The sequence below is a fragment of the Microbacterium horticulturae genome (assembly GCF_029094505.1).
Taxonomy (GTDB): domain Bacteria; phylum Actinomycetota; class Actinomycetes; order Actinomycetales; family Microbacteriaceae; genus Microbacterium; species Microbacterium horticulturae.
Window position 1 is genome coordinate 3,213,265 of the sequence record NZ_CP119108.1, and the last position, 18,283, is coordinate 3,231,547.

General features: G+C 70.8%; 17 protein-coding genes. 11 read left to right on the plus strand and 6 right to left on the minus strand.

The features are described 5' to 3' along the window. Positions 1–125: 125 nt before the first annotated feature. The 4 genes from PU630_RS15230 to PU630_RS15245 are packed head-to-tail and all read right to left on the minus strand — an operon-like array spanning position 126 to position 2,875. A complete protein-coding gene (locus PU630_RS15230; protein WP_275277906.1) occupies positions 126–1,016 on the minus strand; it encodes a hypothetical protein in 891 nt (296 codons plus the stop codon). Continuing rightward, positions 1,000–2,196 (minus strand): hypothetical protein, encoded by a 1,197-nt coding sequence (locus tag PU630_RS15235; RefSeq protein ID WP_275277907.1) that lies wholly within the window; start codon positions 2,194–2,196, stop codon positions 1,000–1,002. Before PU630_RS15235 ends, PU630_RS15230 begins: the two co-directional genes overlap by 17 nt. Next, a complete protein-coding gene (locus PU630_RS15240) occupies positions 2,196–2,489 on the minus strand; it encodes a hypothetical protein (protein ID WP_275277908.1) in 294 nt (97 codons plus the stop codon). Before PU630_RS15240 ends, PU630_RS15235 begins: the two co-directional genes overlap by 1 nt. Beyond that, positions 2,486–2,875 (minus strand): SAV_915 family protein, encoded by a 390-nt coding sequence (locus PU630_RS15245; protein ID WP_275277909.1) that lies wholly within the window; start codon positions 2,873–2,875, stop codon positions 2,486–2,488. The genes PU630_RS15240 and PU630_RS15245 overlap by 4 nt, the downstream gene beginning before the upstream one ends. 128 nt (positions 2,876–3,003) lie before the next feature. Here PU630_RS15245 and PU630_RS15250 point away from each other — a divergent pair, with 128 nt between their 5' ends. Next, entirely contained in the window at positions 3,004–4,392 is a 1,389-nt protein-coding gene (locus tag PU630_RS15250; protein ID WP_275277910.1) for an MFS transporter, read from the plus strand. A 217-nt stretch (positions 4,393–4,609) separates the two neighbouring features. Here PU630_RS15250 and PU630_RS15255 read toward each other — a convergent pair whose 3' ends face one another. Beyond that, positions 4,610–5,809 carry an IS30 family transposase gene (locus tag PU630_RS15255; RefSeq protein ID WP_428981964.1) on the minus strand — a complete coding sequence of 400 codons (1,200 nt, stop codon included), beginning with the start codon at positions 5,807–5,809 and terminating at the stop codon, positions 4,610–4,612. A gap of 231 nt (positions 5,810–6,040) precedes the next feature. Here PU630_RS15255 and PU630_RS15260 point away from each other — a divergent pair, with 231 nt between their 5' ends. The 5 genes from PU630_RS15260 to PU630_RS15280 all read left to right on the plus strand — a co-directional run bounded on the left by PU630_RS15260 (position 6,041) and on the right by PU630_RS15280 (position 11,859). Continuing rightward, entirely contained in the window at positions 6,041–7,018 is a 978-nt protein-coding gene (locus PU630_RS15260) for a glycosyltransferase family 2 protein (RefSeq protein ID WP_275277912.1), read from the plus strand. Next, positions 7,015–8,364: a polysialyltransferase family glycosyltransferase gene (locus tag PU630_RS15265; RefSeq protein ID WP_275277913.1), complete on the plus strand. Its 1,350-nt coding sequence runs from the start codon at positions 7,015–7,017 to the stop codon at positions 8,362–8,364. The genes PU630_RS15260 and PU630_RS15265 overlap by 4 nt, the downstream gene beginning before the upstream one ends. Beyond that, on the plus strand, positions 8,361–9,506 hold the full coding sequence (locus tag PU630_RS15270; protein ID WP_275277914.1) for an acylneuraminate cytidylyltransferase: 1,146 nt from the start codon (positions 8,361–8,363) through the stop codon (positions 9,504–9,506). The genes PU630_RS15265 and PU630_RS15270 overlap by 4 nt, the downstream gene beginning before the upstream one ends. A gap of 89 nt (positions 9,507–9,595) precedes the next feature. Next, positions 9,596–10,468, plus strand: a complete 873-nt coding sequence (locus tag PU630_RS15275) for an N-acetylneuraminate synthase family protein (RefSeq protein WP_275277915.1) — start codon at positions 9,596–9,598, stop codon at positions 10,466–10,468. Further along, positions 10,465–11,859, plus strand: coding sequence for a DUF6716 putative glycosyltransferase (locus tag PU630_RS15280; protein WP_275277916.1), 1,395 nt, complete (start codon positions 10,465–10,467; stop codon positions 11,857–11,859). The genes PU630_RS15275 and PU630_RS15280 overlap by 4 nt, the downstream gene beginning before the upstream one ends. A 171-nt stretch (positions 11,860–12,030) precedes the next feature. Here the strand turns inward: PU630_RS15280 and PU630_RS15285 are convergent, their stop codons facing one another. Continuing rightward, positions 12,031–12,762 (minus strand): MarR family winged helix-turn-helix transcriptional regulator, encoded by a 732-nt coding sequence (locus PU630_RS15285; RefSeq protein ID WP_275277917.1) that lies wholly within the window; start codon positions 12,760–12,762, stop codon positions 12,031–12,033. A 119-nt stretch (positions 12,763–12,881) separates the two neighbouring features. Here PU630_RS15285 and PU630_RS15290 point away from each other — a divergent pair, with 119 nt between their 5' ends. From PU630_RS15290 to cobA, 5 genes are all read left to right on the plus strand, one after another. Next, positions 12,882–13,760 carry a MarR family winged helix-turn-helix transcriptional regulator gene (locus PU630_RS15290; RefSeq protein ID WP_275277918.1) on the plus strand — a complete coding sequence of 293 codons (879 nt, stop codon included), beginning with the start codon at positions 12,882–12,884 and terminating at the stop codon, positions 13,758–13,760. Between the two features lie 357 nt (positions 13,761–14,117). Next, on the plus strand, positions 14,118–14,780 hold the full coding sequence (locus tag PU630_RS15295) for a sirohydrochlorin chelatase (protein WP_275277919.1): 663 nt from the start codon (positions 14,118–14,120) through the stop codon (positions 14,778–14,780). Positions 14,781–15,012: 232 nt separating this feature from the next. Further along, positions 15,013–16,737 carry a nitrite/sulfite reductase gene (locus PU630_RS15300; RefSeq protein ID WP_428981965.1) on the plus strand — a complete coding sequence of 575 codons (1,725 nt, stop codon included), beginning with the start codon at positions 15,013–15,015 and terminating at the stop codon, positions 16,735–16,737. Then, positions 16,734–17,474, plus strand: a complete 741-nt coding sequence (locus tag PU630_RS15305; RefSeq protein ID WP_275277920.1) for a phosphoadenylyl-sulfate reductase — start codon at positions 16,734–16,736, stop codon at positions 17,472–17,474. The genes PU630_RS15300 and PU630_RS15305 overlap by 4 nt, the downstream gene beginning before the upstream one ends. Then, positions 17,471–18,268: a uroporphyrinogen-III C-methyltransferase gene (cobA, locus tag PU630_RS15310; protein WP_275277921.1), complete on the plus strand. Its 798-nt coding sequence runs from the start codon at positions 17,471–17,473 to the stop codon at positions 18,266–18,268. The genes PU630_RS15305 and cobA overlap by 4 nt, the downstream gene beginning before the upstream one ends. Positions 18,269–18,283 lie beyond the last annotated feature (15 nt).

Here is an 18,283-nt window from a genome sequence, read left to right on the forward strand (position 1 = left end):
ATGATGATGAAGTCGTCTCGCGGCCGGATCTTGAGCCGCGATGACTCAAGTGTATGCCGACGCTCGCACGCTGTCAACAAAGTTGATACCGCCCGGCTCAACTCTTGCGGCCCCGCGGCCCGCGCTCAGCGCTGTGCGCGCGGGCGGAACGACGTGAGCCAGTCGGCCCCGAGCTCTGCCGGGACAGACCCGACGGCGAGGTCGGCGTCGAAGAGTCGCGCCGGCACACGCCCGACGGCGATTTCCGCGCGGGCGGACGGCACGAGCCAGTACAGCTGCAGCGCCATCATCACGAGGAGAGGATCGAGGTCGAGGGCGGGCAACTCGACGTCGATCGTGCCACGGCGTCGCGCGAAGGGATGCCGCCAGTGCTCGACGTACGATGCGGCGCGCGGTCGCACCTCGATGCGCGCGACCATGAGACCGCCCGTCCCCTGTGTCCAGCGGAGGGCTGCGATGTCGTCCCACCCGACCTCGGCGTCGATGCGGAACGACGTCGCACGCACGCCGTTCCGCGTCAGCACGACGCGTCGCGCGTGCCCGATCGACAGGAGGTGGTCGATCACCACGACCAGCAGCAGCACGGCGACAACGATCCAGAACACCCGCCACGCGGCATCCACCGCCACGGCGATGATGCAGGCGCCGACGAGCCAGGTCAGCGCCGTGGCGAGCGTCCAGCCGGCGAAGCGTCGGCTGCCGGGGATCTCGACCTCCGTCGCTGAGGCGCGCACCGCCGCGGCATCGCGGCGCGGGCGGTACAGCACGAGTACGAAGAGATCCGCCACGACGATCCAGAACATGCCGGCGACGGCGGCGACCACGAGCGCCCAACGCTGTGCTTCCGGGTCTGCGCCGGCCATCAGGCCGGCGGCCGCCACGGTGAGGAACACGGCGACCAGCGCAACGACCACGCACACTATCCACCATGCGGCCCGCGGCAACAGCATCTCCGTCGCCGCACTCGGCATCGGGCGAGGGCGGCGCAGGGCCGGCTTCTCAGCCGAAGACGGCATGCCACGCCCCGCTCGCCAGGTCGCCGATCGCCTCGCCGGTATCGGCGACCTCGTCCCAGCCGGCCTTCAGCGTGCCGGCGACCCCGTCGGCGGCGCCCTCGAACAGGTGGTCGATGGCTCCCGACGTGAAGATGCCCACGGCACCGCCGACGATGGCGCCGACGGCTGCACCCGCGATGGTGCCGGCCGGCGGCGCGATGAAGCTGCCGACGATGGCGCCCGCGCCGGCACCGGCGGCGAGGCCGGCGACGAAACCGCCGCCGTTCGACGCGACCGCCTGGGCCGCCGATTCGCCGTTCTGCATGTCGTCGTAGATGCCGTACGCCGTGCCGGCGATGCCGAGCACGAGAAGGCCCTTGCTGAGCTTCGAGCCCACCTTGAGCCCCGATTCGAGCTTCGACGTGCTGTCGGCGACGACGTTCTTGGCTTTGGCCGCGTCATCCATGAACGCGTACACATCGTCCTTCGACAAGATGACCCGGCCGTCCTTGACGGCGTCGGCGAGGTTCTTCTGTGCCGTGGCGAGGCGCTCCTGGTTGAGGAGGACGGTGCTCTTGAGCCGGTAGGCCGAGTTGGCCAGCGCACTGGCCGACGCGCCCGCGGTGATGAACGACGTCGTCACGCTCGCGAGGTTGCCGGCGGCAGACTTCCAGGTGGTGGCGAAGTCGTTCAGCGCCTCTTCCCACCGCTGGTTGGCTCCGTCGACGGTGTCGACCAGGCCGTTCCACAACGTGACCTTGGCGTTGTACGCGTCGACGGCGTCTTGCGCGGCATCCACTTCTTCCGTCGTCGCGTCCGAGGGCAGCTGCGTGTTCGGCGCGGCGCCGGGGCCGTGGATCTGCGTGCCCGACACGGTCAGGCCGCCGTCGACGGCCGTGGCCCGCGCGTCGGCCATGGTCTTCTGCGCGTCGTCGAGCGCCGTGCCCAGGGTCTTGACCGCTCCGGCGAGGCTGGCGACATCCTCGCGATACGTGTCTGTCGCCGTCTTGGCCGTTTGCGTCGTCGAGCCGAAGGCGTCGGCCGCCGTGCCCGTCCACCCGTCCAGCACCTTCGTCCGCGCGGACGAGATGTCGGTGCCCAGCGTCTCGGCGTGGCCGGCGACGGTGTTGCTGAAGAAGACCCCGATGCTCTCGATGGCGTCGGGCGAGCCGTCGATGCGTGTCTCCAGGGTGTCGCTCATCAGCCGCCGACCTTCAGATCGGCGATGGCCGTCTTCGCCCGGGCGTCGTAGTCCGACATCGCCGCAGCGCCCGACTCGGCGGCATCCGCGATCGTGTCGACCTCGAACACCAGCCGTAGCGCGACCTGGGTGACGGTCGCCAGCGCACTCTCGAGCAGCGGCGCGGCAAGGCCCGTGTCAGAGGCATCGGGGTTCTTGCGCGACACTTCGGCATCGAAGTCGTCGGTGGCTGTGCGGAGGGACTGGATGCCGGCGGTCAGCGTCGCCGACTGGACGGCGATCGTGCCGCTCATGATGCCGCCCCACCGTCTTCTGCGGCGGCCGCACGAGCGCGGTCGCCCGCGCTTCCCCGCTGGAACTCGACGGGCACCGCGATGTCGAGCAGCACGGTGTCGAACCTGTCGACCTCCCAGATCGGCTGCAGCTGCGCGGTGGGCATGACGACCCAGGGCTGCTCGGCGCCCATGCCCGCGTGCAGGCGATCGAGCGCGGAGTAGGCGAGAAGCGCCGTGCGTCCGTCCTTCGTGCGCCGGTACTCGAGCTGCGCATCGGCGGGATCGGCGACGACCTCGACGATCGGCAGGTACAGCACCGGCGGGTAGTCCTCAGGCAGGGCGCCTGCGCGCTCGCGCGCAGACGTCGCGGAGTTCCGCGGCGTGCTTTCGGTCTCAAGAGGCATTCTGATCACCGTTTCCAGAGGCGTCGGAGTGAGATCACCCTACCGACCCGGGCTGAAAACACACCGGCTGCGCCGTCGATGCGGCGGGCCGTGGCATCCCGTCTCGTCCTTCCCGTAGCCTGAGCGGTGTGACCGGCCACGACGCCCCCGAACCCGAAGAGCGCTTCTCGACCGCCGCGCTGCAAGCGGCGCCCGTGCACGCGGAGGTGCCCAAGAAGCAGGTGTACTCGTGGGCGATCTGGGACTGGGCGACGCAGCCGTTCAACTCCGTGATCCTCACCTTCGTGTTCGTGTCGTTGTATCTGGTCTCCGACCAGTTCCTGCCCGCGAACATCGCGTCGCTGGCCGACGGCGACCCCATCAAGGATCGGGCGCTGGCCGACCTGAGCAGCGGGTACGGCGTCGCAACGTTCATCGCGGGCCTGGCGATCCTCGTTCTGGCGCCCGCGTTGGGGCAGACCGCCGACCGCTCCGGCCGCAAGAAGCGCTGGCTGCTGGGTGCGACCGCGGGCCTCGCCCTCGTGCAGTTCGCGCTGTTCTTCGTGCAGGCCGATCCGTCGTACTTCTGGTTCGGCGCTATCACGGTCGCGATCGGGTCGGTCTTCAGCGAGATCGCCGGTGTGAACTACAACGCGCTGCTGGTCAGCGTCTCGACCCCGCGCACGATCGGCAAGGTCAGCGGCCTGGGCTGGGGCATGGGATACCTCGGCGGCATCGTCGCGCTCGCCATCGTCGTGGCGCTCACGTTCGCCGACTGGTTCGGGATGGACACCTCGAACGGCCTCGCCTATCGGCTCATCGCCGTCGGGTGTGCGGTGTGGACCGTGATCTTCTCGATCCCTCTGTTCGTCAACGTGCCCGAAGCTCCGGCACCGGCGGGCGTCAAGCGGGTGAATCTCTTCACCGCGTACGTCGAGCTCGTCCGCGACATCATCACGCTGTACCGCACCCACCGTTCGACGTTCTGGTTCCTGCTCGCCAGCGCCGTGTACCGCGACGGCCTCGCAGGCGTCTTCGCGTTCGGCGGCGTGCTGGCCGCGGTCGTCTTCGGGTTCTCGGCCAACGAGGTGATGATCTTCGGCATCGGCGCGAACATCGTGGCCGGCATCGCGACGATCTTCGCGGGCCGGCTCGACGACCGCTACGGGCCCCGCACCGTCATCGTCACCGCGTTGACGATCCTCGTCGTGATGGCGACGGGCCTTTTCTTCCTGCACGACGCCGGCAAGATCCCGTTCTGGATCGCCGGGCTCGTCCTGTCCGCGTGCGTGGGACCGGCGCAGGCGGCGTCGCGCTCGCTGCTGGCCCGCGTCACACCCGAAGGCATGCAGGGCGAGATCTTCGGCCTGTACGCCACGACGGGCCGGGTCGCCAGCTTCCTTGCGCCGGGACTCTGGGCGCTGCTCATCGCCTGGTTCGGCGCGACCTACTGGGGCATCCTCGGCATCGTGATCGTGCTGTTAGCGGGGCTCATCCTGCTGCTGTTCGTGAAACTGCCCAAGCACGTCAGGCTCTGAGCTTGGGGGCGCGCGCAGCGGGGTGCGGCCACAGTGGACGCGGATCCACATGCCTGCGGCATCCCGCACCGAATCCCGACCGTCCTGCGTGAGTGACCCTGCGCTGACTCCCTCTGCGCGAGTCCCCCTGCGCTGACTCCCCCTGCCCGGCGTCCGACCGCAACGCGTTGCCTTGTCTCACGAGCACACGCTTGTGCACGGTTTCGGTGAGGCGAGTTCAGGGGGTCAGTGCAACACCGGTGATTCTTTCGGTCAGTTTCTCACGGGGTGTGTAGAACTCGAGGACCTTGCGGGGACGGTCGTTCAGGAGCCGTTGGACTTCGGCGAGTTGCTCGTCGGTGATGGTGTTGAAGTTCGTGCCCTTGGGGAAGAAGTCACGAATCAGCCCGTTCGTGTTCTCGTTCGTGGGCCGCTGCCAGGGCGAGTGCGGATCACAGAAGAACACCGGGCATTGCGTTCTCACGCTGAACAAGGCGTGCTGGGCCATCTCGGTTCCCTGGTCCCAGGTGATCGTACGGACCAGCTCGTCGGGCAGGCTCTCGATCATGGACTGGAGCACCCCGGTGACCGTTTCACTGTCCCGGACACCGGGAAGCCTGCCGATCAGCGTGAACCGGGCGGCGCGCTCCACGAGCGTGACGATCCCGGAGCATTCCGGCCCGACGACCAGGTCCCCTTCCCAGTGCCCGGGCACGGCCCGGTCCGCGGCCTCCGCCGGCCGGGCATCGATCATGGCCCCTTCCAACCACGGACGAGAAGAGCGACGGGGAAGCTTGGACTGCGGCACCCGGCTGGTCCTGCCCGACCGCAACGCCTTCTCGACCTTCAGCTCGTGTCGTAGCGCGCCCGCGCCCTGCACGTACAGGGCTTGATAGATCGTCTCGTGGGACACGTGCATCTCCGGCCGGTCAGGGAACTCCAGTCTCAACCGTCCCGCGACCTGCTCGGGCGAGAGCCGTGCCTTCAACTTCTCGACCACCACACCACGCAGCTCCGGTTCGCTATCCAGCCGGCAGGGTTTCGGGCGGGCACGCAACGCCTGCGCCCGGTGATCAGCGACCCGCGCGTCATACCAAACATGCCCCCGCGAGGACATGCTCGCCCGCTCCAACTCCCGGCTGATCGTCGAACCGGACACCCCCACCTCACGGGCGATCGCCCGCATCGACACGCCCATCCGATACCGGGCCTCGATGATCACCCGATCCGCGCCCGAGAGCCGATGCCCATGCCCGGACGCCGGCGGCAACGGCGGACGGGCACTATCGACATGCGGATAACGTCCGCGTCTCAACTGCATACCCGCAAGCTTGGCCCAATGACCCACAGTCCACGCCCGCAACCCGAGCCGGCCCGCGACCTCGCGAGCGCTCACACCATCCAACAACAACCCGAGCGCAGCAGCCCGAACCCTCATCGACGAATGCGATCCCAACGCCAACCTCCCAATCCAAGGGCGTTGCACTGACCACCTGAAACCGCCTGATCCCAGGCGTGCACAAGCGTGTTCTCGCGGTGTGAGCGCGAGCGCGAAATCACCAGAGAACGAGAGCACGAGAGCGCGAGAGAACGAGGGATGCCGCAAGCCGTCGCCGCCCGTTCACCGGCGCGTCGCCGCACGGCCACCCTGTCGTGACACGGTCGCAGGGTGCGACCTCCCAGAGCCACCGTGATCCTGCCGGCCAAAGACGCCGGCGACTACATCGGCACGACGCTCGAGACCCTGCTGCGCCAGTTCGACGGCCCCGATGACCTCAAGCTCGTCGCGATCGACGACGGGTCGGGCGACGACACCGGCGCGATCATGGCGCACTATGCCGAGCGCTTCGCCCACGCCGAGGTGGTCACGAACGCCACCCCGGTCGGCCTGGCCAGCGCCCGCAACCAGGGGCTCGCCCGCGTCGAGGGCGACGCCTTCTGCTTCGTCGACGGCGACGACTGGATGGCCCCGCGCCGCCTGCCTGTCCTCGCGGTCGCGCTCGATGACCTGGGCTGCGACTTCGTGCGCACCGACCACGTCACGGTCACCGACAACCGGCGCGCGCTCGTGCGGGCGCCGTTCCCGTGGCGCGGCGTCGCCGCCTCGCCCCGCGACGCGATCCTGCCACCCGACGAGTCGACGATGGTCGACTATCCCTACGCCTGGGCGGGGATGTTCCATCGCCGCGTGCTCGATGAGGGCCTGGCCGAGTTCCCCTCGGGGCTGTTCACGGCCGAAGACCGGCCCTGGATCTGGCGGTTGCATCTGCAGGCGGCATCCTTCGCCGTCGTCGACGCTCCGCACCTGCTGTACCGCCGCGGCGTCCCAAACTCCCTGACGCAGGTGTTCGATCGCCGGCAGCTCGACTTCGGCCGCGCGCTCATGCAGGTCGTCGACATCATCGAGCAGGATGCCGAGGCCGCCCGCTTTCGCCCCAAGATCACCGCGACCGTCCTGGCGCTCGGCTCGCATCACCTCATCCGGTCGCGCGGCATGAGCATGGCCGTGCGCGGCGAACTGGTCTCGGTGATCCGCGAGCTGCTCGCGCGCCTCGATCCGGAGGAAGTGGATGCCGCGCTGCCGCGCCTCAGCGATCCGCGACGCCGTGTGCTGGCCCGGCATCTGCGCAAGGCGGGACGGGCATGACGCAGGTCTTCGCGCTGCACACCGGATACGGGCTCATGACCGCCGTCGCCGCTATCGATGCCGGACTCGTGCCCGACGACGGCGAGCGCGTGCTCGTGTCGATCAATTCCGCCGCCGTGCCCGAGACGAACCGGGCGATCCACGAGTCGCGGCAGCTGTGCACGCTGCTGGGCCGTTTCGACCGGATCGAACCGCTGAATCCACTGCTCGATCCTCTGCACCCGACCGCCTGGGCGCCCGGCGAGACCGAGACCCCCGCGTGGGAGCGGCTGCTCGCCCGCGCCTGGCGCGTCGACCCCGGGGACCTCGACCTGTTCGTGCAGACGCCGCAGGTCGCCCCGACCCGCACGCTGCTGTCGGTGTTCCGCAACGCGCGCATCACGGTGGTCGGCGACGGGCTGATGACCTATGCGCCGATCCGCAGCAGGATGCCGCGCCGCATCGCCGGCCGCGTGCAAAGCGTGCTCTACCCCGACGTCGTGCCACATCTGGTGCCGCTGCTGCTCGCCGAGGTCGGCGCGCGGCCCGTACCCGTTCCGGCCGCCGACTTCGCCGCCGTCGTCGCCGAGATCGACGCAGCCTCGGCCCACCACGATCGCACCGAGCACGGGGCGCCGGCCGCCCTCGTACTCGGGCAGTACCTCGCGGCTCTCGGCCTGGTCTCGGCCGACGATGAGACCGCGATGCAGCAGGAGATGGTCGACCGCGCCGTGCACCGGGGGGCGCGGCGCATCGTGTTCAAGCCTCATCCGACGGCGCCTCCCGCGCTGGCCGACCGGGTGCGCGAACGCGCGGCCGGCCACGGCGTGGCGTTCGAGCCGTATCGCGGCGACGCGCCCGCCGAGGTGCTCACCCGGCGGCTCTCGGCCGTCGCGGTGGTGGCCGGATTCTCCACGGCGCTGCCCACCGTGCGAGCGTTGTACGGCACGCCCACCGAGGCCGTCGGCAACACCGCGGTGCTCGCGGCGCTGCGTCCGTTCGAGAACGGCAACCGCATCCCCGCCACCATCGTCGATGCGACCAACCGCCCCGGCGATCCGTATGCGCAGCCCGGCCGCCTGCAGCACCTCGTCGACGCCGTCGGCTATTGCATGCAACCGCGCATCACAAGGCACCTGCGTGAGCGGGCCGAAGAGCTGCTCGACGGCATCGACCCCGACGAGCGCGCCCGATACTTCACACCGCGTCGGCTGGCCGAGCTGCAGCTGCCGGGCGGCTCGCGCCGGCTGCTCACGCGCCTGATCGTCAGCGACGGCGGCACCGGGCGCACGGAAGAGACCCGGCTCGCGCTGCGGGGCGCGGGCCGACGTGCCCAGCGCGCCTGGAGGGCGGTGAGCGGGCGATGAGCATCACGGCGGCGATCATCCCCGCGCGGGGCGGGTCGAAGGGCGTGCCCCGCAAGAACATCCTGCCGGTGGGCGGCGTGCCGCTCGTGGTCCGCGCCGTACGTGCCGCGCGGGCGGCCGAGATCGACCTCGTCGTGGTCTCGACCGACGACGACGAGATCGCCGAGGTCGCGGCCGCAGCCGGTGCGCGCATCGTGCGGCGCCCGGCCGAGATCGCGGGTGACACGGCGACGAGCGAGAGCGCCGTGCTGCACGCGCTCGACGAGCTCGCGGCCGACGGCCTCGACATCGGCGTCGTCGCGTTTCTGCAGGCGACGTCGCCGTTCATCCCGCCGGAGGGGGTGCGGGATGCCGTGGCCGCCGTCCGCGCCGGGCACTGTGACAGCGTCTTCTCGGCGTACGAGACCTACGGCTTCGTCTGGCGGCGGACGGCGGACGGCACTGCCGAGGGTGTCAACCACGCGGCATCCCACCGTCCCCGCCGGCAGGACCGCGAACCGCACTACCTGGAGACCGGCGCGTTCTACGTGTTCGACGCCGCGGGGTTCCGCACGGCACGGCACCGCTTCTTCGGCCGCGTCGGCATCGCGCTGGTGCCCGAGGGCTCGGCGATCGAGATCGACGGCGCCGAGCAGCTCGCGATGGCCTCGGCGCTCGCCCCGCTCGTCGACACGCCGACGCGGATCCCGGCCCGCGCGGTGGTCACCGACTTCGACGGCGTGCACACCGACGACACGGCACTCCTCGATCAGGACGGCCGCGAGCTCGTGCGTGTCAGCCGCTCGGACGGCATGGGTGCGAGTCTGCTGCGACGTGCCGGCATCCCGCTCCTGATCCTGTCGACCGAGACGAATCCCGTCGTGCGCGCCCGGGCCGCGAAGCTGCACGCGCCGGTGCGGCACGGCGTGGCCGACAAGGCCGCCGCCCTGCGCGACTGGGCGGGGCAGCTCGGCATCGCCCTGGCTGACATCGCCTACCTCGGCAACGACGTCAACGATCTGCCCGCGATGGCGCTGGTCGGCTGGCCGGTCGCGGTGGCCGATGCCCACCCACAGGTGCGTGCGCGCGCTCGCGTCGTGCTGGAGCACACCGGCGGTTCGGGCGCCGTTCGCGAACTCGTCGACCGCGTGTTGGCCGACTGACGGCATCCCGTCTCCCACGCGTCACCGCAGAGCCCCGTTCCGTTCACATGCCGGCGCGACGCTCGGAGCATGGAGAAGAGGACAGCAGCATGACCGTCAGAATCGGCTCGCACGTGATCGGCGGCGGCCACCCCGCGTACGTGATCGCGGAGATCGGCCTGAACCACAACGGCGACGTCGAGCTGGCCAAGCGCCTCATCGACGTGGCCGCCAACGCGGGCGCCGATGCGGTGAAGTTCCAGAAGCGCACCCCCGAGATCGCCACCCCCGAGCACATGCGCGACACCCCGCGCGAGACGCCGTGGGGCACGATGACCTACCTCGACTACCGTCGGCGCGTCGAGTTCGGGCGCGACGAGTACGTCGAGATCAGCGACTACGCGACGATGGCCGGCCTCGACTGGTTCGCTTCGCCGTGGGACGTGCCCTCGGTCGCGTTCCTCGAAGATCTGAACGTCGTCGCGCACAAGGTGGCCTCGGCGTCGGTCACCGACCTCGAGCTGCTTTCGGCGCTGCGTGAGACGGGCAAGCCGATCATCCTGTCGACAGGCATGTCGACGATCGAGCAGATCGACCGGGCGCTGGCCGAACTCGACACCGGACGGGTCGTGCTCATGCACGCGACCTCGACCTACCCGATGGAGCCCGAAGAGGCCAACATCAAGACGATAGCGACGCTGCGCGACCGGTACCCGGGCATCCCGGTCGGATACTCGGGACACGAGCGCGGGCTGCAGATCTCGGTCGCGGCCGTCGCTCTCGGAGCGGTGGCCGTCGAACGCCACATCACCCTGGACCGCACGATGTGGGGCTCGGACCACGCCGCGTCGCTCGAGCCGTCGGGGCTCGAGCACCTGGTCCGCGACATCCGCATCGTCGAGGAGGCTCTCGGCGACGGCGTGAAGCGCGTCTTCCCCGGCGAGCTGGCTCCGATGGCGAAGCTGAGGCGCGTGCCGGCATGACACTGCTCGCCGCCCGCCCCTCCTCGGGTGCCGCGCCGCGTCGCGAACCGGCGTCGCGGCCGGCACCGCGATCGGCCGCCACGATCCGCGTCGTGGCCATCGCCGACGCCGACTCGTACGTGAAGTGGGCGGCGGCGACGCTCGACGCGGTGGACGGCATCGATCCGCGCATGCTCATCGTGCGCACTCCGCTGACCGTCAGCCGGGCGCAGGAGCGCACCGCGCTCGCCGGCACGGCGCTGGGTGCCGGCGAGCCGGCCGCCCGCGCGGTGTCGCGGGTCTCGCACGAGGGCATCGCCACCCGGCTGCGCACGCTGCAGCCCGATGTCGTGCTCATCGCCGGCCGCGGACCGTTCGTGCGCCTCGTGCAGCGCGAGATCGACCGGCTCGAGAGTCGACCCGTGATCGTGACCGGGATGCCGGGCATCTCGATCCCCGCGCAGATCGGTGCGGTGAAGTACCGACAGCACAGCGACCTTCTCGTGGTGCACTCGCTGCGCGAGCGCCGTGCGTTCGCGCAGCTGTGCCGCCGGGTCGGTACCGACCTGCCGCTCGGCCTGGCGACGCTGCCGTTCGCGCGGCGCGAGCCCGTTGCCGGGCGCGCCGGGGGCACCGATCTCGTCTTCGCCGCGCAGGCCATCGTGCCCCGTGAGCACGAAGAGCGTCGGCAACTCGCGGAAATCTTGGTGGCCGCCGCCCAGGCGCACCCCGACCGCCGGGTCGTGCTCAAGCTGCGCTCGCGCGAGGGCGAGAACGAGACGCACTACGAGCGGACCCCGCTCGTCGATCTGCTGCGCGAGCGCCCCGACAACCTCGTGGTGTCATACGCGCCCATGAGCACCGCGCTACAGACGGCTGAAGGCCTCGTGACGGTCGGCTCGACCGCGGCGATCGAGGCCCTGGCGATGGGCGTTCCGGTCATCGCGCTGGACGTGTTCGGCGTGCGCAAGACCCTGTTGAACACGGTGTTCCGCACGAGCGGCCTGCTGGGTGACGCCGACGATGTCATTGCGCGGCGGTTTCGGCATCCCGACCCCACCTGGGCTGCCGACAACTACTTTCATGACGCGGCGGAATCGACGTGGTGGACGCAGGTCATCGAACTTGTCGAGCAGCGTCGCCGGGGCACGCTCGCACCGCGGCGGGTTCCGTCGCCGCGCGGCGGCGCGCTGCACGCCGCCTTCGAGCGCAAGAGCGTGCTCGGACATGAGGACCGCACCGTCTCCGGTGCGTTCGCGCTCGCCATGGGCGCTCCGCTGGCGGCCGGTATCGTGCGGCTGCGGCGCTTCCGGCACCGCGCCGCCGCCCATTCCTGGACCGACGAGTCGGGCGACGTCACCGTCACGCCCGCGCTGCACGTCGACCCGATCCGCCGGCCCGCGTGCCGCTGAGGCCGGGGCGGAGCCGGGCTGGGCGGTCGGTGTGAGCGGCGGGCGGTGCCCACGAGCCGCCACTTCACGCGAGATCATCGCTGTGTACGCTTTTTCGGCCTCCAGGCGTGCACAGGGGTGATCTCGCGGAGAACAAGAGGCGCATTCAGCACCGCTTCTCGCGGGTGAGGCTCAGTCCTCCCAGGCGTCGGCGAGCTTGGTGAGCAGGCGCGCGAGCTCGGTGCGCTCGTCGGCGGTGAAATCGGCGAGCGCGTCCTCGATCGCCGCGCGCCGATTGCCGCGGAAGCCCTTGACCAGCCGCGCCCCGTCGTCGGTCAGCACTATGCGGGTGCGCCGCGCGTCGTCGGGGTCGGCCTCGCGGCGCACGAGCCCGAGCCCGACGCACTGCTGCACGAGCCGCGACGCGCGCGGCTGATCGACACCGATTCGATCCGCGATCTCGCTGACCGACAGCGGGGTGGATGCCGCAACCAGCGCCTCCAGCAGCCGGAACCGCGCCGGCCCGGCGAAACGTCCATGGCCGCCCGGCCACGCCGCCATCGGATGCCCGCCGCCATGCGGACCGTACGGCCCGGGCCGCCCTCCTACCCCGCCGTGCGCGCCGTCACCGTGCGGGCCGCCGTGCGCGTCACCGTACGGGTCGCCGTGCGGGTCGCCGTACGGGTCGCCGTGCGCACCACCGTGCGCGCCGCCGTGCCCGCCACCCCCGCGGGGGTCGCCGTGCGCGCCGCCGCGCCCAGCGTGTGCACCGTGGTCGCGGGGGTCGTGGCCGTCGCGCGGATCGTGGTCATGGGGCGCGAGGCCCCACACCCCGCGCTCGTTCGGACGCGGCCCGCGACGTCCGCGCAACCGTGCGAGGGCTGCCACGATCGCGTCGGCGGGGTCGGGAGTCGATGCGCTCATGCATCCAATTTACATGTGACTTGACATGCAATACCAGAGCATGTCACACTACATGTACTTGTCATCTGACATACACCGAGCGGTGGCGTCACGAGCCGCCGCCACGAAAGGACTTCCTCATGGACGCGCAAGACAACACCCCCGAGGAGGGCATCACCCCCTCCGACACCACTTCTGACCAGACCGCCTCTGCGACCGAGAGCTCGGCAGGCGCGGGGACGACGTCCCCGGCAAGCCGCCCGCTGGGCGCCTGGCTCCGACTCGTCGACCGCCTCATCTCCCGTGAGTTCGCCGCGGCCTTCGCCGACGACGACGTCACGCGCCGTGATTGGATGCTGCTGAACGCCGTGTCCGGCGCGGTCGACGCCCCCTGGATGACGGCGCACGCCGGCAAGCGCATCGCACGGCTCGCACGCCGCGGCTGGATCGCGCCGGTGGACGACGGCTGGACCCTCACCGACGCCGGCCGCGAGGCCCGCGATCGCCTCGGCGAGAAGGTCGACGCCGTGCGCGCCAAGGTCGTCGGAGCACTCTCCGACGACGAGTTCGCGCAGCTTCACACCTCGCTCGAGGCGATCGCGCGCGGGCTCGGCTGGGATGAGTCGCAGCCGATGCCGCCTCGCCGCGGCCGCTCTCCGAAGGGTCGCGAGCGCGGCGCCGGCTGGGGCCCCTTCGACCACGGCCACGGCTTCGGCGGACACTGCCACGAGTTCGGCGAGCGCCGCCACCACGGCCACGGGTTCGGCGACGCCGAGCGGGCCTTCGACGGCCCCCGCCGTGGATACGGCCCGTTCGACCACGAAGACATCCACGTCGACCACCACGGCCACATGCGCGATGAGTTCGAGCGCCGCCACCACGGCGACCACGCGCACCATCACAAGCACGGGGCGCATCGAAAGCACGACCGCCGGGCGGCCGAGCACGCGTACGAGCGCGGGTTCGCAGCCGGGTTCTCCGCGGGCGCGCACGGCGCGGCATCCACCCCCGCCGACTGAGCGCGCCGTCGGCTCGCGCGCTCCGAGCGACCCGACCACCGCTGAGAGTGCATCTGGTGGACGAGGAGGAGGGAAGCACCCGCATCCTCGTCCACCCGTTGCACTCTCACCGACCGGCACCTCCTCTCCGGCACCCGGCACCCGGCACCCGGCACCCTGTGTGAACCGGAAGTTCAATACGCATTTCAACCCTGTCCGTGCCCAGGGCGGCAGGCCGGGCGCAACGCCAACACACGAGTGCGCATCCCGACCAACGCGGGTCGCACGACGAGCACGCCCGACACGCACCGCCGCACCGAAGGCGCCCGGTTACGCGCGTCATCGGCGCGAACCACGAACCCTGGCATCCTTGAGGTCATGCCCGCACCGACCCTGCTCGCCGTCTCGCACGGCACCGACTCGACCCGCGGCGCCGCCGCGATCGCCGAGCTCGTCGCGCGGGTCGCCGCACGCCTCCCGGATGTCGACGTGCGCGCCGCCTTCGTCGACGTGCAAGAACCGGATGCTACGGCCGCCGCATCCGCCATCGACGGGCCCCTCGTCATCGTGCCGCTGCTGCTGTCGACGGGCTTCCATGTGCGCGTGGACCTGCAGGCCGCTGCCGCCGCCCACCCGAGCGCGAGCGTGACCTCACCGCTCGGACCCGACGCACGCCTGGCCGAGGTGCTCGCGACGCGCATCATCGACCCGCGGCGCCCGGTGATCCTCGCCGCAGCCGGCTCGCGCGACCCCGCATCGGCACCGGCGTGCGAGCAGGCTGCGGCCCTGCTCCGCGAGCGCGTCGCCGCTCCCGTCCACCTCGCCTACCTCGCAGCGCGCCGGCCCTCCCTGACCGAGGTCGCCGCGCAGCATCCCGATGCCCTCGTCGTTCCCTATCTGCTCGCACACGGGTTCTTCCATGACCTCGCCGCGCGTGCCGCGCCCGACCACGATCTCGCCGAACCGCTCCTCGACGGCACGGGGGCGCCCGACGCCATCATCGACCTCGTCGTCGACCGGTACGCCTCCGCTCGGGGTTGAGTCGCGGCATCCACGCACTGCGTACGCGCCGCCGCGAGCAGCCGACGCACCGCGACGAACGCGCCGAATCCCATGACGCGCGCCGGGTGACGTCACACAACCCTCCGTGACGAACTGTGACGTCATAAGGCATCACAGCGTCACACGCCGACGGCGCGGCCCGCGGCATCCCTACTCTCGACCCATCCACATTCCGTCGCGGGCTCGGCCCGCCTGGTCGAAGGGGGTTGTCGTGACGATCGACACCGCTGCCCGCCCTGTCCGCGGTGCACGCACCCGTACGAGCAGGGCGCCGCAGAAACCGAACGCCCAGTGGAAGGTCGACGGCAAAGAGCCGCAGAACCCCACCGAGGTGTTCAAGGCCGAAGACGACGGCTTGAACGTGCGCCGGCGTATCGAGGAGGTCTATTCGAAAGAGGGCTTCGACTCGATCGCCGGTGACGACCTGCACGGGCGCTTCCGCTGGTGGGGGCTGTACACGCAGCGCAAGCCGGGCATCGACGGCGGTCGCACCGCCTCGCTCGAACCGCATGAGCTCGAGGACCGCTACTTCATGCTGCGCATTCGCATCGACGGCGGGCAGCTCACGACCGAGCAGCTCCGAGTGATCGGCGGCATCTCGACCGAGTTCGCGCGCGACATCGCCGACATCACCGACCGGCAGAACGTGCAGCTGCACTGGGTGCGCATCGAAGACGTGCCCGAGATCTGGCGTCGCCTCGAGGCGGTCGGTCTGCGCACGACCGAGGCGTGCGGCGACGTGCCGCGAGCGTTCCTCGCCTCCCCCGTGGCCGGCATCGCCGCCGACGAGCTCATCGACCCGACGCCGCAGCTGCGCGGCATCGTCGACACCTATATCGGCGACCCGAGCGTGTCGAACCTGCCCCGCAAGTACAAGACCGCGATCACCGGCCACCCCAGCCAAGACGTCGTGCACGAGATCAACGACTGCTCGTTCGTCGCCGTCGAGCACCCCGAACTGGGCATCGGCTACGACCTCTGGGTCGGCGGGGCGCTGGCCGCCGTGCCGCGGCTCGGCGAGCGCCTGGGCGCTTTCGTCCCGCCGGAGCGGGTCGTCGAGGTCTGGTACGGAGTGACCCGCCTGTTCCGCGACTACGGCTACCGCCGGCTGCGCAACAAGGCGCGCATGAAGTTCCTGCTGGCCGACTGGGGCCCCGAGAAGCTGCGCCAGGTGCTCGAGACCGAATACCTCGACGCTCCGCTGCCCGACGGTCCCGCCGCCCCCGAGCCGGTCGGCGCGCCCGACCACGTCGGCGTGCACAAGCAGAAGGACGGCCGCTGGTTCATCGGTGCCTCCACCCTCGTGGGCCGCGTGTCGGGCACCACGCTGACGGCGGTGGCCGACCTCGCCGAGGCGAACGGGTCGCAGCGGGTGCGCACGACGGCATTCCAGAAGATCCTCGTGCTCGACGTTCCGGAAGAGCGGGTGGATGCCGTCACCGCCGGCCTTGAAGAGCTCGATCTCTCAGTGCGCCCGAGCATGTTCCGCCGCGCGACCATGGCCTGCACCGGGATCGAGTTCTGCAAGCTCGCGATCGTCGAGACCAAGGTGAACGCGGCGCATGCGATCAGTGAGCTGGAGAAGCGCCTCGGCGACCTCGAACCCGAGATCGGCCGCCCGATCAGCCTGCACGTGAACGGCTGCCCGAACTCGTGCGCGCGCATCCAGGTCGCGGACATCGGCCTGAAGGGGCAGCTGATCACCGACGCCGACGGCAACCAGGTGCCCGGCTACCAGGTGCATCTCGGCGGGGGCCTCGCCACCGAGGGCCGGCCCGAGGCGGGCCTCGGCCGCACGGTGCGCGGGCTCAAGGTGCCCGCCAACGGCATCGCCGATTACGCCGAACGCATCATCCGCCGCTACCTCGCCGATCGCGAGGTCGGCCAGTCGTTCGCGCAGTGGGCGCATGCGGCCGACGACGAGGCCTTGGTATGAGCACCGCGACGACGACGCGGCGGGATGCCGCAACCCTGCGCGCCCTCGTCGACGAAGGCCTGCGCGTGCTGGGCGACGCCCCGCGCACCCACGGGCCGGAGGCGAGCGCCGAGCAGGCCATCGCCTGGGTGGTGGAGAACTTCCCGCTGCGCGGCGTGGCGGTCGCCTCGTCGATGGCCAACGGCGTGCTGCCCCACCTGGTGTCGCAGCAGCTGCCCGGTGTCGATGTGCTCTTCGGCGACACCGGCTACCACTTCGCCGAGACCACCTTCACCCGCAACGAGGTCGCCGAGCGTCTCGACGTGACCGTCGTCGACGTGCGGCCCGAGCTGACCGTGGCCGAGCAGAACGAGAAGTACGGCAGGGACCTGTTCGCGCGCGACCCCAACCTGTGCTGCGCGATGCGCAAGGTCGACCCGATGCACCACGCCCTGCAGGAGTACGAGGTGTGGCTGACGGGCGTGCGCCGGCAGGAGAGCCTGCTGCGGTCGAACACACCGCTGATCACCTGGGACGAGCGCAACGGCCTCGTGAAGGTCAACCCGCTCGCAGCCTGGAGCTTCGACGAACTTCTCGACTACGCGGCCGCCCACGATGTGCCGATCAACCCGCTCGTGGCGCAGGGCTACCCGTCGATCGGGTGCGCGCCGTGCACGCAGCCGATCGCCGACGGCGAAGACCCCCGCGCCGGCCGCTGGGCGGGCCTGGCCAAGACCGAATGCGGGCTGCATCTATGAGCGGGTACGAGAACGGGCAGGCATCCGGGCGCGTCGATCTCGTCGGCGCGGGCCCGGGCGACCCCGAGCTGCTGACTCTGCGAGGGCTGCGCGCGCTGCGCGAAGCCGACGTGATCATCGCCGACCGGCTCGGGGCACGGCAGGTGCTCGACGGGCTCATCACCTCGGGCGAGCGCATCACCGCGCAGATCGTCGACGTCGGCAAGCTGCCCGGCCACCACCCGGTGCCGCAGCACGTCATAGGCGAGATGCTCGTGAACTTCGCGCGGGCCGGCGCCCGCGTGGTGCGTCTGAAGGGCGGCGACCCGTTCGTGCTCGGTCGCGGGCGCGAAGAGCAGTTGCACTGCGAGGCCGCCGGGGTCGAGGTCGCCGTCGTCCCCGGGGTGACCAGCGCGATCTCAGTGCCGGCCGTCGCCGGCATCCCCCTCACTCATCGCGGGGTCGCGACCGGCTTCACCGTCGTCAGCGGCCACGACCAGATCGAGCAGGTGCCCGGGGGGCGCGACCACACCGTGGTGCTGCTCATGGGGGTGGGCACGCTGGGGCATTCGGTGGGAATCCTCTCCCGATCTGCCCGTGGCGGCGACTGCCCGGTCGCGATCGTCGAGGATGGGTATGGACCCGGTGAACGCGTCACGATCGGGACTCTGGCCACGATCGTCCCCGCCGCCGCCGAGCGCCACGTGCGCAACCCCGCCGTCATCGTCATCGGTGACGTCGTCCGGCTCGCGTACGACCACCCCGACAGCGCACGCATCGGGGCCGACGGGCCCGCGACGGCCGCGGCATCCTGACCCACCTGTTGAATC